General features: G+C 41.7%; 14 protein-coding genes. 13 read left to right on the forward strand and 1 reads right to left on the reverse strand.

All coding sequences use genetic code 11. The features are described from left to right. Window positions 1-316: 316 nt before the first annotated feature. The 5 genes from ABN702_RS06860 (at window position 317) to ABN702_RS06880 (ending at window position 5,401) form a co-directional block, all read left to right on the forward strand. On the forward strand, window positions 317-1,093 hold the full coding sequence (locus ABN702_RS06860; protein WP_417899982.1) for a metallophosphoesterase: 777 nt from the start codon (window positions 317-319) through the stop codon (window positions 1,091-1,093). Window positions 1,094-1,250: 157 nt separating this feature from the next. After that, complete coding sequence (locus tag ABN702_RS06865) at window positions 1,251-2,174, forward strand: MerR family transcriptional regulator (protein WP_417899983.1); 924 nt, start codon at window positions 1,251-1,253, stop codon at window positions 2,172-2,174. 103 nt (window positions 2,175-2,277) lie between these two features. Next, a complete protein-coding gene (locus ABN702_RS06870) occupies window positions 2,278-2,865 on the forward strand; it encodes a genetic competence negative regulator (RefSeq protein WP_417899984.1) in 588 nt (195 codons plus the stop codon). Between the two features lie 196 nt (window positions 2,866-3,061). Next, entirely contained in the window at window positions 3,062-4,342 is a 1,281-nt protein-coding gene (locus tag ABN702_RS06875; protein ID WP_417899985.1) for a Glu/Leu/Phe/Val family dehydrogenase, read from the forward strand. A gap of 90 nt (window positions 4,343-4,432) precedes the next feature. After that, window positions 4,433-5,401, forward strand: a complete 969-nt coding sequence (locus tag ABN702_RS06880) for a YpdA family putative bacillithiol disulfide reductase (RefSeq protein WP_417899986.1) — start codon at window positions 4,433-4,435, stop codon at window positions 5,399-5,401. Window positions 5,402-5,803: 402 nt separating this feature from the next. On the opposite strand, the gene ABN702_RS06885 is transcribed toward ABN702_RS06880, so the two are convergent. Next, the gene (locus ABN702_RS06885; protein ID WP_417899987.1) at window positions 5,804-6,775 is read right to left on the reverse strand and encodes an asparaginase; all 972 of its coding nucleotides are present in this window, start codon (window positions 6,773-6,775) and stop codon (window positions 5,804-5,806) included. 112 nt (window positions 6,776-6,887) lie between these two features. Here ABN702_RS06885 and prsW point away from each other — a divergent pair, with 112 nt between their 5' ends. From prsW to rpsA, 8 genes are all read left to right on the forward strand, one after another. Then, window positions 6,888-7,538, forward strand: a complete 651-nt coding sequence (gene prsW / locus ABN702_RS06890) for a glutamic-type intramembrane protease PrsW (RefSeq protein WP_417899988.1) — start codon at window positions 6,888-6,890, stop codon at window positions 7,536-7,538. Between the two features lie 198 nt (window positions 7,539-7,736). Continuing rightward, window positions 7,737-8,744 (forward strand): spore cortex-lytic enzyme, encoded by a 1,008-nt coding sequence (sleB, locus tag ABN702_RS06895; RefSeq protein ID WP_417900848.1) that lies wholly within the window; start codon window positions 7,737-7,739, stop codon window positions 8,742-8,744. Window positions 8,745-8,759: 15 nt separating this feature from the next. Next, the gene (gene ypeB / locus ABN702_RS06900; protein WP_417899989.1) at window positions 8,760-10,100 is read left to right on the forward strand and encodes a germination protein YpeB; all 1,341 of its coding nucleotides are present in this window, start codon (window positions 8,760-8,762) and stop codon (window positions 10,098-10,100) included. Window positions 10,101-10,222: 122 nt separating this feature from the next. Further along, window positions 10,223-10,873, forward strand: coding sequence for a flagellar brake protein (locus ABN702_RS06905; RefSeq protein WP_417899990.1), 651 nt, complete (start codon window positions 10,223-10,225; stop codon window positions 10,871-10,873). Window positions 10,874-10,942: 69 nt separating this feature from the next. Continuing rightward, window positions 10,943-11,125 (forward strand): YpfB family protein, encoded by a 183-nt coding sequence (locus ABN702_RS06910; protein WP_417899991.1) that lies wholly within the window; start codon window positions 10,943-10,945, stop codon window positions 11,123-11,125. 133 nt (window positions 11,126-11,258) lie between these two features. Continuing rightward, the gene (gene cmk, locus ABN702_RS06915) at window positions 11,259-11,951 is read left to right on the forward strand and encodes a (d)CMP kinase (protein WP_417899992.1); all 693 of its coding nucleotides are present in this window, start codon (window positions 11,259-11,261) and stop codon (window positions 11,949-11,951) included. Beyond that, on the forward strand, window positions 11,948-12,529 hold the full coding sequence (locus tag ABN702_RS06920) for a lysophospholipid acyltransferase family protein (RefSeq protein ID WP_417899993.1): 582 nt from the start codon (window positions 11,948-11,950) through the stop codon (window positions 12,527-12,529). The genes cmk and ABN702_RS06920 overlap by 4 nt, the downstream gene beginning before the upstream one ends. Before the next feature lie 297 nt (window positions 12,530-12,826). Further along, a complete protein-coding gene (gene rpsA / locus ABN702_RS06925; RefSeq protein WP_417899994.1) occupies window positions 12,827-13,969 on the forward strand; it encodes a 30S ribosomal protein S1 in 1,143 nt (380 codons plus the stop codon). The last annotated feature ends 10 nt before the right edge of the window (window positions 13,970-13,979 follow it).

The following is a 13,979-nucleotide window of genomic DNA, read 5'->3' on the forward strand; positions in this document are numbered from 1 at the left end:
GATATCTTTTGGTTATTGTTAAGACGCAACATTAATCTAGGATGCCCCTGTTGATTGTAGTGGAAGGCATGAGACTCCTGCGGGAGCAGCGTGTCAAGGGAGACCCCGCAGGCGCAAATGCGCCGAGGAGGCTCCCGAGGCCGCCCGCGGAAAGCGAATGCCTGGAACGGAAATCAACAGGGTGTTTAATGTGTGAATTTTATTCCAGAATAGACCCCTTCAGTATGAAATCGGAATGGCAATAAACTGACCAATGAAGAGTTTTATGGTATGATTCTGTAACATTCATTTAACGGGGAGAGAAGGGACGTTACCGATGACAATCGTTTATATTTTGGGAGCAGCCTTTATTTGTGGGCTGATACTGCTTTTATACATGTTCAAGCAAGCAAAGGAAGAGACAATAAAGGAAGAAACATTAGCGTTTCCTGAGTTTCCGGCAAGCTTCGGGAAGGTATCCATCTTTTTTATTTCTGATATTCATAGAAGAAAGCTATCACCTGAATTCATACAGCCGCTCGAAGGGAAAGTCGATTTTGTTGTAATCGGGGGGGATCTTGCGGAGAAAGGCGTCTCTTTGGAGCAAGTGAAAGAGAATATTGAAGTTTTGAAAAAGCTGGGTCTGATATTTTTTATATGGGGTAACAATGATTATGAATTGGATTATCATGAACTGGATTCCCTGCTGTTGCACAATGGGGTGAAAATACTGGACAATACTGCATTCAAGTTCGAGTCGGAAACAGGGGAACTACTTGAGATTATCGGGGTGGACGATATGATTCACGATCGGGACGATCTGGAGCTTGCCTTGAAGGATGCGACAAAAGAAAGTTTTAAAATCTTGGTCAGCCATGACCCAAAGATAGTAGAAAAGTTCTCAGGCAAAGATAAAATCAGCCTTGTATTAAGTGGACATACCCATGGAGGTCAAATCCGCATATTCGGCTATGGACCTCACGAAAAAGGAGCAATCCATCATCTCCCACATACCACGCTCTTAGTAAGCAACGGTTATGGAACCACGATGATTCCCTTGAGGCTTGGCGCTCCACCTGAAACGCATCTTTTAACAATTACCTCAAAAAAATGAAAGTATCGACTGGGTGGTTTCTGATCGGACAGCACAGTCGCTTTTTGTTTATTGAAAATTGAGTTTTGTATTATTCAAAACCTATACAAAGTTTACACGATGAGTTTCCTCCTATATAATTCAACTAAGGATTTTGTTAGGAGAGAAAGGGATCTTTATGTCAACTAATGAAGGTAAGTACAATATCAAAGCAGCTTCAAAAATGCTTGGAATTCAACCTGGGACGCTTCGTGCCTGGGAGAGAAGGTACCAGATGATTGCACCTGTACGAAACGACTCTGGTCATCGCCTTTATACAGAAGAGCATATTAAAATATTGAAGTGGCTTATTCAAAAAGTGAACAAGGGTTTTACCATTAGTCAGGCAGTATCCTTGCTTGAAAAGGATCAACAGTCGCTTTTGGAGTCTGATGGTAGTGATTCAAATGCCAATCAGGATTTATCCAAAGACCTATTGGAGGAACTATTAAAGGCATTACTTGAGTTTGATGAAGGTCATGCTCATGAAATAATGGATAAAATATTCAGCTTATATTCTGTAGAAAAGGTATTGATTGATATTTTAGGAACACTGCTGGTCAAGGTAGGGGACCTTTGGGAGAATGCCGAAATTTCCAGTGCACATGAGCATTTCGCATCCGCTTTTCTTCGTTCTCGAATCGGGATGATTCTGCATGGACTGCCAGTTAATGGATTTTTGCCCAAAACGGTATCGGTTTGTGGACCAGGGGAATGGCATGAGCTTGGTTTGTTGATCTATACGCTGTTTGTACGAAGAAAAGGGTTCGATACTATTTATCTTGGTACTAGCATAGCCGATAATGATATTCATATCGTGCTGAAGGAAATAAACCCGAAGTTTCTATTTTTATCCTGCACGCTATCCATCAACCTCCCGAAAACTTTGGAAATGGTGAATGATCTCCAGAGAGACTATCCGGAGTTGATTATAGGGCTGGGTGGCTCTGCTGTTGATAGGATGCCGGAGCATAAACAAACGGAGTATCAAAAATTTTTGATTGGAAACACCATGAAAGAATGGGAAGACTGGCTTAAAAAACATATGGCTGCCAAGAATTAATATAATTTACTTCCATTCTATGGGGGAACGTAACGAACCAACTTACCACTCTTATCATAAAATGTAAGAAGTAGCAGGGTGTAAAGGTTGGGAGGAGTCTTTCATGCGGCTGGAACGAATCAACTACAATAAAATAAAGATATTCCTCACGTTTGATGACCTCGATGAAAGAGGGTTGACAAAAGAGGATCTATGGAAGGACTCGCAGAAGGTTCATCAGCTGTTCCGTGACATGATTGATGAAGCGAGCGAAGAATTGGGTTTTGAAGTGAGTGGCTCCTTGGCTGTTGAGGTGTATGCATTACAAGCTCAAGGCATGGTCGTCATTGTAACATCCACGGATGACGAGTTACTGGAAGAGGAATTTACCGATGACTACATCGAAATGCAAGTAACCGTTGATGAAAGTCATGAATTGTTTTATGAGTTCCATTCGTTTGACCACCTTATCGATTTAGCAAAGCGTTTAAAGCACTTTCATATAAATGGTGGCAAGATTTATTCACTTGAGAATATCTTTTATCTTCTTTTAGAGGAAGAGACGCCTCCAAGCATGGATATTGATGCGCTGATTGCTGTATTATCAGAATACGGTTTTCCTTCTACCATGACTACTCACCGGGTGCACGAGTACGGGAAGATCATTATGGAGAAAAATGCTTTTCAACAATTGAATGCCTATTTCAACTGAATTCCAGCCGTGTCTACGCTTTTAGTAGATAGGGCTGGTTTTGTTCTATCGTGCAGCTCCGCTATTCTTTGTAACCGTTTACAAATTTTTTTCTAAAATATTATTTTCTATCTTTGCATAAACGGTAGTAAGGTGTATACTATGTCATGAAGATGGACTTCGTAAATTTTGAGTGAAACAATCTAGGAGGGTACTTATGGTAGCCGAGAAAAGCAACGAGCAGACTAATAAACATGAAGATAAGTTGGATGTATTGAAATCAACACAAGTTGTGATACATAAAGCCTTGGAGAGGCTTGGCTATCCAGAGGAAGTATATGAACTTTTAAAAGAACCGCTTCGCATGTTAACAGTGAAAATCCCTGTCCGTATGGATGATGGATCTGTAAAGATCTTCACTGGGTATCGTGCTCAACATAATGATTCTGTAGGACCTACAAAAGGTGGAATCCGCTTCCATCCGAATGTAACTGAAAAAGAAGTTAAAGCGCTTTCCATCTGGATGAGCTTGAAGTGTGGAATTGTGGACCTTCCGTATGGTGGTGGTAAAGGGGGAATCGTTTGCGACCCTCGTGAAATGTCGTTCAGGGAATTGGAACGATTGAGCCGTGGTTATGTCCGCGCCATCAGTCAGATTGTTGGACCTACTAAGGATATTCCGGCTCCTGACGTATTTACGAACTCTCAGATCATGGCTTGGATGATGGATGAATACAGCCGTATTGACGAATTCAACTCACCTGGATTCATCACTGGTAAACCACTGGTACTTGGTGGATCACACGGAAGAGAATCAGCTACTGCAAAAGGTGTAACAATCTGCATCCATGAAGCGGCAAAGAAAAAAGGGATAGAGCTTAAAGGAGCCAAGGTTGTTGTACAAGGCTTCGGTAATGCTGGAAGCTACCTATCAAAGTTCATGCACGATGCAGGGGCTAAGGTGGTAGGTATCTCGGATGCTTATGGTGGATTGTATGACCCGAATGGACTGGATATCGACTATCTTCTAGATCGTCGTGACAGCTTTGGAACTGTAACGAAATTGTTCAATAATACAATTACAAATAAAGAGCTGTTGGAATTGGAGTGCGATATCCTTGTTCCTGCAGCGATTGAAAACCAGATCACAGAAGAAAATGCCCACAACATCCGTGCGAAAATCGTGGTTGAGGCAGCGAATGGTCCTACTACAATTGAAGGAACGCAGATTCTGACAGATCGCGGAATTCTTCTTGTGCCTGACGTACTTGCAAGCGCAGGTGGAGTGACCGTTTCCTACTTTGAATGGGTGCAGAATAACCAAGGTTATTATTGGACCGAAGAAGAAGTGGAAGAAAAGCTTGAAAAAGTAATGGTTAAATCATTTAACAGTGTTTATGATACAGCTCAGAACCGTCGTGTAGATATGAGACTTGCAGCATACATGGTTGGTGCACGCAAAATGGCGGAAGCATCCCGATTCAGAGGCTGGATTTAATTATTTGCACATCATCTTACAATCCCCTATCATAAGTGATAGGGGATTTTTTCATGTCCTATTAATAATGTGTACGGAGTTGAAGCAACTGTGATTAACAGAGATGCCATCATTGTAGGTGGAGGACCTTGTGGTATATCGGCAGCAATTGCCTTGCAGAATATCGGGCTCTCCCCACTTGTGCTAGAAAAAGGAAATATCGTCAATGCCATTTATCATTACCCGACTCACCAGACCTTTTTCAGCTCAAGTGAAAAGTTGGAAATAGGGGATGTTCCATTTATTACAGAGAACAGGAAACCTGTCAGAATTCAAGCGTTGACCTACTATCGCGAAGTGGTGAAAAGGAAAAAGGTTGAGATAAATGCGTTTGAAAAAGTGGAGTCGATCCATAAGCAGGAAGACGGTACGTTCCTTGTAAAAACCTCTAAAGATACTTATCTGACAAAATATGTTGTGGTTGCAACAGGTTATTATGATAATCATAATAAATTAGCGATCCCAGGTGCGGATTTGGAAAAGGTATCCCACTATTTCAAAGAAGGACATCCTTATTTTAATAAGCATGTCACTGTTATTGGCGGAAAAAATTCCAGTGTGGATGCTGCTTTGGAGTTGGTAAAGGCGGATGCACACGTGACAGTTGTGTACAGGGGCTCCACCTACTCCCCAAGTGTGAAGCCATGGATACTGCCTGAATTTGACGCACTCGTCAGGAACGGTACCATCAAGATGGTATTTGATGCAGATGTAACAAAAATAACCGAAGATACGGTAACCTATGCAACTCGTGAAGGGAAAGAAGAAACAATCCGGAATGATTTTGTTTTCGCAATGATCGGTTACCATCCAGATCATCAGTTCCTCACCAAGATGGGAGTGGAGATCGATAAGGAATCTGGTCGTCCCGATTTCAATCCAGAAACGATGGAAACGAATGTGGAAGGCATTTTCATAGCAGGAGTTATAGCAGCTGGAAATAACGCAAATGAAATATTCATTGAAAATGGCCGTTTTCATGGGGGTCAAATTGCTGAGTGTATCAAGAATAGAATGTAATATATAAGGAGCCGTCCGGTTAGACACATGTTGTCTGTCAGACGGCCGTTCTATTTTCATTGATGTTGTATGGATGGTCGAGAAAAGGGAGGTTGAATTGAATGAAGGACCTTTTCATGGTTGAGGCCGGGCAAAAAGTTCATCATCAAGCGGATGAAGGACTTTTTCATGGTGTCGGCCAGGCAAAAGGTCCATCATCAAGCGGATGAAGGACCTTTTCATGGTGCCGGCCGGGCAAAAGGTCCATCATCAAGTGGATGAAGGACTTTTTCGTGGTGCCGGCCGGGCAAAAGGTCCATCATCAAGTGGATGAAGGACTTTTTCGTGGTGCCGGACGAGCAAAAGGTCCATCATCAAGCGAATGAAGGACCTTTTCATGGTGCAGAGCAGGAAGCATTGAATTTATCTTAAAAACAATCTTTGCAACTCTTGGGAATCCTTCGTTTCTTCCAATGCCACAAGTAATTTGATTCGTGCCTTCTGACCGTTCAGGCCATTGGAGAAAATGACTCCAAGTTGCTTTAACTGTCGTCCTCCTCCATCGTAGCCATAGATGTCCTGCACGATTCCGTTAAAGCAGCGGGAAACGAGGACGACAGGGATCTTTGCATCTGTCAGTTCTTTTAATCCTGCCATAGTGGTAGGAGGGAGGTTTCCTTGTCCTAGGGCTTCAATCACAACTCCGTCAACCCCCATATCTTTCAAAAGAGAGAAAATGGCGGAATCCATTCCGGCATACGCCTTAAGCAGCATCACCTTTTTCGTTACATCCTTGATCGCATACTTGTCTTCTGAGACCGGAGAATGGTGGAAGGAAGCTCCACGCTTTGTGACAATGCCAATCGGCCCGTATTGGGGACTCTGGAAAGTGGCAATATTGCTGGTATGAGTTTTTGTAACGTTCTTGGCAGTGTGAATCTCATCGTTCAGTACAACCAGTACCCCTTTGTTTTTAGCTTCAGTGCTAGCTGCGACTTTCACAGAAGAGAGAAGATTGTATGGTCCATCAGAGCCGATTTCATTGCTAGAGCGCATCGCGCCTGTCAGGACAACCGGAACTTTTGTCTGTACGGTCAGATCAAGGAAAAACGCCGTTTCCTCCAATGTATCTGTCCCGTGGGTAATGACGATTCCTTCATAGGAATTCTTTGTCACCTGGGCATCGATGAACGTGGATAGCTCCCACATATTGTGTGGTGTCATGTGGGGAGAAGGCAGATTGAAAAGTTCATGGCTTTCAATAATGAAATTAGGATCTGTGATTACAGGTGATGCGGATAGCGGATTTTTTTCTCCGGGAGAGACCTCCCCCTGTTCGTTTTCTGACATGGAAATCGTTCCACCTGTGTGAATGAGTAAAATCTTTTTCTTCATCTATTTTCACCTCATTAATATACAAACAATTCCAAAAAAACTGGATGTATCATTCCATTAATTACGATAACATGATACGATAAAAAAAAACAGATGGAAACGAGGCTTATTTATGCTGGGCGTTGTATCCGCCGGAATTGCTCCCGGCTTGGCGTTGCTGTCATATTTTTATTTACGGGATACTTTTAAGAAAGAACCGATATCCTATGTGTTCAAGATATTCGTGTTCGGGTCACTGCTTGTGTTCCCGCTAATGTTCATACAATATGTGATTCAATTGGAGATGGGTGTGAACTCCAATTTCATAAAGGCTTTTTTTATGTCCGGGCTGTTGGAAGAATTCTTCAAATGGTTCATTTTGATATATCTAGTCTATCGGAATGTTAACTTTGATGAGCACTACGATGGTATTGTATACGGAGTAGCCGTGTCACTGGGATTTGCCACTGCCGAGAATATACTGTTTCTCATCGCAAATGGGGTGGAGCTTGCCATTGGGAGAGCGGTACTGCCTGTATCAAGCCATGCATTGTTCGGAGTCATCATGGGTTACTATCTAGGAAAAGGTAAATTTTCCATTGAACAGAAGAAACATAGAATATGCTTGAGTCTTTCTTTATTTGTTCCTTTCCTGCTCCATGGTACATATGACATGATCATTCTCTCCCAAAAGCATTGGGGATTTTATATGGTTCCATTTATGATCTTTTTATGGTGGCTGGGATTGCGAAAAGTAAAACTCGCAAATACAGCATTAGTATAGCCTACAAGGAAAACATATCCTTGTAGGCTATTTTTTTGTTATAAATGCCTGGTAATCAGCTCTCCATTTTTTGGAATGTGGCTTTTATTGGATGGAATCTGTATAAAATGCCAACATCTACAGAAAATACTTCTAACAATTGTTTAAAGAAGACAAAGGAGGAAATGTAAGGTGAAGCGGTTACTAATAATTTCATGTATGTTTCTTATCAGCACCTGTATGCTATTTTCGATAAATCAGCCCAAAGTAAGTGCCTTTTCCGAGCAGATCATTCAAAAGGGTGCTACCGGGAATGATGTGGTCGAGCTTCAAGCACGTCTTCAATACAATGGATATTACCAAGCCAAGATTGATGGGGTTTATGGCTGGACTACATATTGGGCAGTTAAAAACTTCCAACATGAATTCGGGTTGGATGATGTAGATGGGCTAGTAGGTCCAAAAACAAAGGATATGCTCAATAAATCAACCAAGTTTTACAAGGATTGGGTACATCAACAGATAAATAGCGGGAAAAGATTTACTCATTATGGCGGCATGGAATTGAAGTATCAGGTGGAACCTTCCGCCGCTACCATTGAAAAAGCAAAGCAGGGGGCAACTTCACAGTGGCAACAGAAGAAGGCTCAATTTCAGCAAAAGCAGCCTACCCCGCAACAGGGTCCAGAAAAGCCAGCACCACAACAGCAGGCACCGTCAAAACCAGCACCAGGAAAACAGCCGGCAAAGCCAGCCCCGGAAAAACAACCAGCTAAACCTGCACCACAACAACAGGCACCGTCAAAACCAGCTCCTGCTAAAGAAGAACCAGAGGAAGAAAAGCAGACGGCAACCAATATGCCGGGCGGTTATTCTGAAAACGATATTCAATTGATGGCCAATGCCGTTTACGGTGAAGCGCGTGGCGAACCTTATGAAGGTCAGATTGCGGTTGCAGCAGTAATCCTGAATCGAGTTAACAGTTCAACTTTTCCAAACACGGTTTCAGGGGTAATCTTCGAGCCACTGGCATTTACGGCTGTAGCAGATGGCCAAATCTGGCTCACACCAAATGAAACTGCCAAAAGAGCGGTCATCGATGCCATTAATGGAATGGACCCTACTGAAGGTGCAACCTATTACTTTAACCCGGATACAGCAACAAGCGGCTGGATTTGGGGGCGTCCGCAAATAAAAAGGATCGGAAAACACATTTTCTGTGAATAAAGAGGGTGGAAAATTATGTTGAGACTTATCATTATCGCTGTTTTAGCAGTAGCTGTTGCAGGAACAGGGTATTGGGGTTATCAGGAGCATCAGGAAAAAAACGCAGTCCTCATTAATGCGGAAAATAATTATCAGCGTGCATTTCATGACCTTGTATACCATGTGGACCTGTTACATGACAAAATTGGTACAACGCTCGCCATGAGTTCAAGGGAGCAATTGTCTCCATCCTTTGCAGAGGTTTGGAGAATAACATCAGAAGCTCAAAATGATGTGGGGCAGTTGCCATTAACCTTACTTCCCTTTAACAAGACAGAGGAGTTCCTGACAAATATCGGTGATTACACATATCAGGTTGCGATACGTGACCTGGATAAGAATCCTTTATCAGAAGATGAATTTGATTCCTTGCAGACACTTTATCAAAAATCAGGTGAAATCAAGTCAGAGCTGAGAAAAGTGCAGAGCATGGTCATGAATCAAAACTTACGCTGGATGGATGTGGAACTTGCATTATCAGCAAAAGACCAGCCACAGGATAATGGGATTATTGATGGCTTCAAAACTGTGGAGAAAAATGTGGAGGGGTACGAGGAATCAGATTTCGGTCCGACCTTTACATCCATGAACAAAAAGGATGAGAGCTTCAGCAGACTTTCAGGTAAAACCATAACGAAGGAAGAAGCCAAGAAGGTTGCTGACCGCTATCTGGAGCTTGAAGGTAATGAAAAGATTACGATTACCGAAAACGGTGAAGGCTCCAAGGTAGGATTCTACAGCCTGAAGATCGTGGATAAAAACCAGGTGGATACGTATATGGATGTCGCCAAAAAAGGGGGCATTCCCATTTACATTGTGCAAAACAAAGAAGCGAAGCAAAAGAACATCAGCCTGAATGAAGCAACAGAAAAAGCCCGGAACTTCCTGAAGCAGAACAAGTTTGAAAGCCTGGACCTTTATGAAAGCGTGGAGTACAATAAGCTGGGTGTATTCACTTTTGTTTCCAATCTGGATGGTGTGAGGATCTACCCTGATGCCATTAAAATGAAGGTAAGCCTCGACACTGGAGAGATTGTCGGGTTTTCTGCAAAAGACTATCTGATGGCCCACCATCTTCGTGAAATTCCTGAACCCGGAATCACATACGAAGAAGCAAAGGCTAGAATCAATGAAAATGTGATGATTATGGAGGATCGCTTAGCAGTCATCAATAATGATACTGGTGAGGAAGTCCTATGCTATGAATTTCTTGGTACCATTAATGAAGATACTTATCAGATCTTTATCAATGCCGAAAATGGCAGGGAAGAAAAAGTGGAAAAACTGAAAAATGCAGAAGAATTGTATGATTTATAATTGGAAAATCGTTAAGGAAAAGCTAAAATTTGGCTTTTCCTTTTTTTGTTTACATGGTTTAATTATAGTAACTAGGGAGCTTGGAAAAAGAGAGACAAGCACGAAAGTTAGGGGGCAATTTTTTGTTGAAGACAGGGGTAATATTAACCCTTCATATGCAAAATGATGAAGGAGTGGAAAAATACCGATGTAAGGTTCAAGAAGTGAAGGAAAATGAATTTTACGTTGACTATCCAGTACAAATCAAGAATGGTAAAACCACATACATATTAAATGGCACGCAGCTGAACGTCTCATTTGTGACTGATGAAGGTCTTGCCTATCATTTTGACAGTGAAGTCATGGGCAGAATAAAGCAATCCATTCCGATGATTCAGCTTTCCTATCCTGGACACGAACAGCTAATCAAAATACAGAGAAGAGAATATGTCCGTGTCGAGAGCAGTGTAGATGTAGCTGTTCATCCCGATTCTGCCGAGTTTCAACCCTTTACCACTGTTACACATGATATAAGTGCAGGTGGCAGTTCCATTATGTTGCCCCAGGGAGCAACATTTCCTGAGTCTAGTACCATCCAGACAAATTTCGTCATCCATCTGAACAATGGGGAGATCTATTATCTGAAATTAAAAAGTAAGGTAATCAGAATTGTGGATGGGAAAAATGGCAGAAAGCGAGCTTCACTACAGTTCGATTATATCAAAGAGCATGAAAGGCAAGTAATCATCAAATATTGTTTTGAACAGCAATTATTAATGAGAAAAACACACTGATGAGAATATTTACCACTTTTTTCAGTCATAATAAGTAGTAACGCTTGAGAAAAAGTGGTGAGGGAAAAAATGAAAAGGTTTGAAGGCATTATCGTAAAACTTCTAATCATTCAACTGGTTTGTCTTGTAGTAGCTCAAGCATTGATCCTCTACACGGAGGTTTCCCCTTTCTTGACAAAGGTTGTTCAGTATGAAGGGGTAGATGGAATGGAGATCATGGAGCATATAGAAACATTCGACCAAAATAGATGATTATGATAAAATAATGAAGAATATACGTCTGAAATCTGCAGGGGGAGACCTGCTTTTTTCATTGTTAGGCAGAAAAAGATCAGTACATACGAACGAATATTCTTCAAAATTTTGTTCGTTATCAGGAGGAATTATGAACAATCATCATTTATCAGTAGCAATCGACGGGCCGGCCGCAGCGGGGAAGAGTACTGTGGCAAAAATCGTAGCGGACAAATTGGGTTACATCTATATTGATACAGGTGCAATGTACCGTGCAGTTACTTATCAGGCTATTCGCCATGATATTGATCTTGAGGATGAAGAAGCGCTGCAAAGCTTAGTGGGAAAGATGGATATCGATCTGCGTGCGGCTGCCAAACATGAGCAGCATGTATTCATTAATAACGAAAATGTAACGGAGGATATACGGACACACAATGTGACTAACTCCGTATCCATTGTCGCCAAGCATAAAGCTGTCAGAGAAGAGATGGTGGAACGTCAGCGCATCCTTGCCAAAAGAGGCGGAGTAGTAATGGATGGACGAGACATCGGTACACATGTTTTACCTCATGCAGAAGTCAAAGTATTCCTGTTGGCATCTGTGGATGAGCGTGCAAAAAGAAGACACGCAGAGAACTTGGCAAAAGGTTTTGAATCCGATTTGGAAAAGCTGAAAGAAGAGATAGCACGACGTGATAAACTCGATTCAGAAAGAGAGTTTGCTCCACTTGTCAAAGCGGATGATGCAAAAGAAATAGATACAACATACCTATCCATCGAACAAGTTGTGGAAAAGATTATGAAGATTGTCAAAGATACGGAAAGGATCAACAAAGCATGACATGGTACTCATTTGCTAAATTTATCGTAAGTGTTGTTTTAAAACCTTTGTATCGTATAAAAGTGGTAGGCGGAGAGAATATTCCGAAAGAAGGACCGGTTCTGCTATGTTCCAACCATATTGATAATCTTGATCCTCCGGTAGTAGGTATAACTTCCCCTAGAACCGTTCATTTCATGGCGAAGGAAGAAGTTTTCCGCGTACCGATTCTAAAGACCCTTTTACCAAAATTGCACGCATTTCCAGTAAAAAGGGGAATGAGTGATCGCGAAGCACTACGAACTGCAATAAAGGTTTTAAAGGAAGGGCATCTTCTAGGGCTTTTTCCTGAAGGAACCAGGAGCAAGACAGGTGAACTGCAGAAGGGATTGGCCGGTGCCGGATTTTTTGCATTAAGAAGTGAGGCTGTGGTTGTACCCTGTGCCATCATCGGACCGTACAAGGCGTTTCAGCCATTAAAGGTTGTTTATGGCAAGCCGATTGATTTTACAGAATATCGCAAGGAGAAAGTCTCCGCGGAAGAAGCTACCCTTATCATCATGAATTCCATCAAGGATCTTTTAGAAAAAAATAAATAGTTTAAGAGTTTTGACTTGACAAAATGTCCTATTTATTAGAAGTTAATAGAAAGAAGTTAAAATATTTGATGAATTTTGCATAAAAATAGCTATTTTTTTCATCAAAGCTTCACTCTGTCTGTTTAACAATAGATGGAATATTATCCATTTATGAATTATTACACGAAACATGCAACTTTGTTTAAGTGCATATGATAGTGCTTGGACGTTTGTCCGACTGCTATTCATATATACGTAACGGCTACCGTTACTTACATAAATAATGGAATAGTTGGTTTGTATAGAGGAGGTAATAATATGGTAGAAGACATGAATCAAGTAGAAGTGAAAAATTTAGAGGTTGGTACCAAAGTGACTGGAACTGTTACTAAGGTGGAAGAAAAGCAGGTTCTGGTTTCTATAGAAGGAAGCAAGCTGGATGGAATCATTCCTATCAGTGAGCTGTCAAGCCTTCATGTAGAAAAGGCTACAGATGTTGTGGCAGAAGGGCAAGAGCTTCAGCTGAAAGTGACAAAAGTGGAGGATGAACTTTTGGTCCTATCCAAAAAAGCGGTAGACGCAGATTTGGCTTGGGAAGATCTACAAAAGAAATTTGAATCCAAAGAGGTATTTGAAGCGGAAATCAAAGACGTTGTAAAAGGCGGCTTGGTAGTGGACCTTGGTGTTCGCGGCTTTGTGCCTGCTTCCTTGGTAGAAAATCATTTTGTTGAAGATTTCTCTGATTATAAAGGGAAAACATTGACATTCAAAGTGGTTGAATTGGAAAAAGAAAAAAATCGTGTAATTCTTTCCCATAGAGCTGTTGTGGAGGAAGAAATGAAAAATAAAAAGCATCAAGTGCTCGATTCCATTGAGACTGGCCAAGTGCTTGAAGGTACTGTACAACGCATTACCGATTTCGGTGCATTTGTTGATATCGGTGGAGTGGACGGACTGGTTCATATTTCCCAGCTTTCCTATGAGCATGTAACAAAGCCTTCCGAGGTGGTTACAGAAGGGCAAAAGGTGCAGGTGAAGGTACTTTCTGTCGATCGTGACAATGAAAGAATCTCCCTTTCCATTAAAGAAACACTACCTGGACCTTGGAGTCAGGTTACTGACAAGCTTTCAACAGGCAGCGTTACAGAAGGTGTTGTAAAACGCCTTGTTTCATTCGGAGCATTCGTTGAAGTTCTTCCAGGTGTGGAAGGGCTGGTTCATATTTCTCAAATCTCCAACAAGCATATCGGAACTCCACATGAAGTTCTTTCCGAAGGGGAAAAGGTCCAGGTAAAGGTATTGGACATCAATGTCAACGAACAACGCATTTCCTTAAGCATCCGAGAATTGGAAGAGCCTGAACAGGAAGAGGACTACAGCCAATATAGCCATTCCGACGAATCCGGCGGTTTCCAGCTTGGGGATTTGATTGGCGACAAATTGAAAAAACTTAAAAAATAATTTTATAGGT

Origin of the sequence: Bacillus haimaensis (genome assembly GCF_048270625.1) — a bacterium.
GTDB classification, from domain to species: domain Bacteria; phylum Bacillota; class Bacilli; order Bacillales; family Bacillaceae_I; genus Sutcliffiella_A; species Sutcliffiella_A haimaensis.

Bases quoted from the DNA above. Each gene is read 5' to 3' on its own strand.
- ABN702_RS06860 (WP_417899982.1), top strand. From the start codon at position 317: ATGACAATCGTTTATATTTTGGGAGCAGCCTTTATTTGTGGGCTGATA.
- ABN702_RS06865 (WP_417899983.1), top strand. From the start codon at position 1,251: ATGTCAACTAATGAAGGTAAGTACAATATCAAAGCAGCTTCAAAAATG.
- ABN702_RS06870 (WP_417899984.1), top strand. From the start codon at position 2,278: ATGCGGCTGGAACGAATCAACTACAATAAAATAAAGATATTCCTCACG.
- ABN702_RS06875 (WP_417899985.1), top strand. From the start codon at position 3,062: ATGGTAGCCGAGAAAAGCAACGAGCAGACTAATAAACATGAAGATAAG.
- ABN702_RS06885 (WP_417899987.1), bottom strand. From the start codon at position 6,775: ATGAAGAAAAAGATTTTACTCATTCACACAGGTGGAACGATTTCCATG.
- prsW (WP_417899988.1), top strand. From the start codon at position 6,888: ATGCTGGGCGTTGTATCCGCCGGAATTGCTCCCGGCTTGGCGTTGCTG.
- sleB (WP_417900848.1), top strand. From the start codon at position 7,737: ATGTTTCTTATCAGCACCTGTATGCTATTTTCGATAAATCAGCCCAAA.
- ypeB (WP_417899989.1), top strand. From the start codon at position 8,760: ATGTTGAGACTTATCATTATCGCTGTTTTAGCAGTAGCTGTTGCAGGA.
- ABN702_RS06910 (WP_417899991.1), top strand. From the start codon at position 10,943: ATGAAAAGGTTTGAAGGCATTATCGTAAAACTTCTAATCATTCAACTG.
- cmk (WP_417899992.1), top strand. From the start codon at position 11,259: ATGAACAATCATCATTTATCAGTAGCAATCGACGGGCCGGCCGCAGCG.
- ABN702_RS06920 (WP_417899993.1), top strand. From the start codon at position 11,948: ATGACATGGTACTCATTTGCTAAATTTATCGTAAGTGTTGTTTTAAAA.
- rpsA (WP_417899994.1), top strand. From the start codon at position 12,827: ATGGTAGAAGACATGAATCAAGTAGAAGTGAAAAATTTAGAGGTTGGT.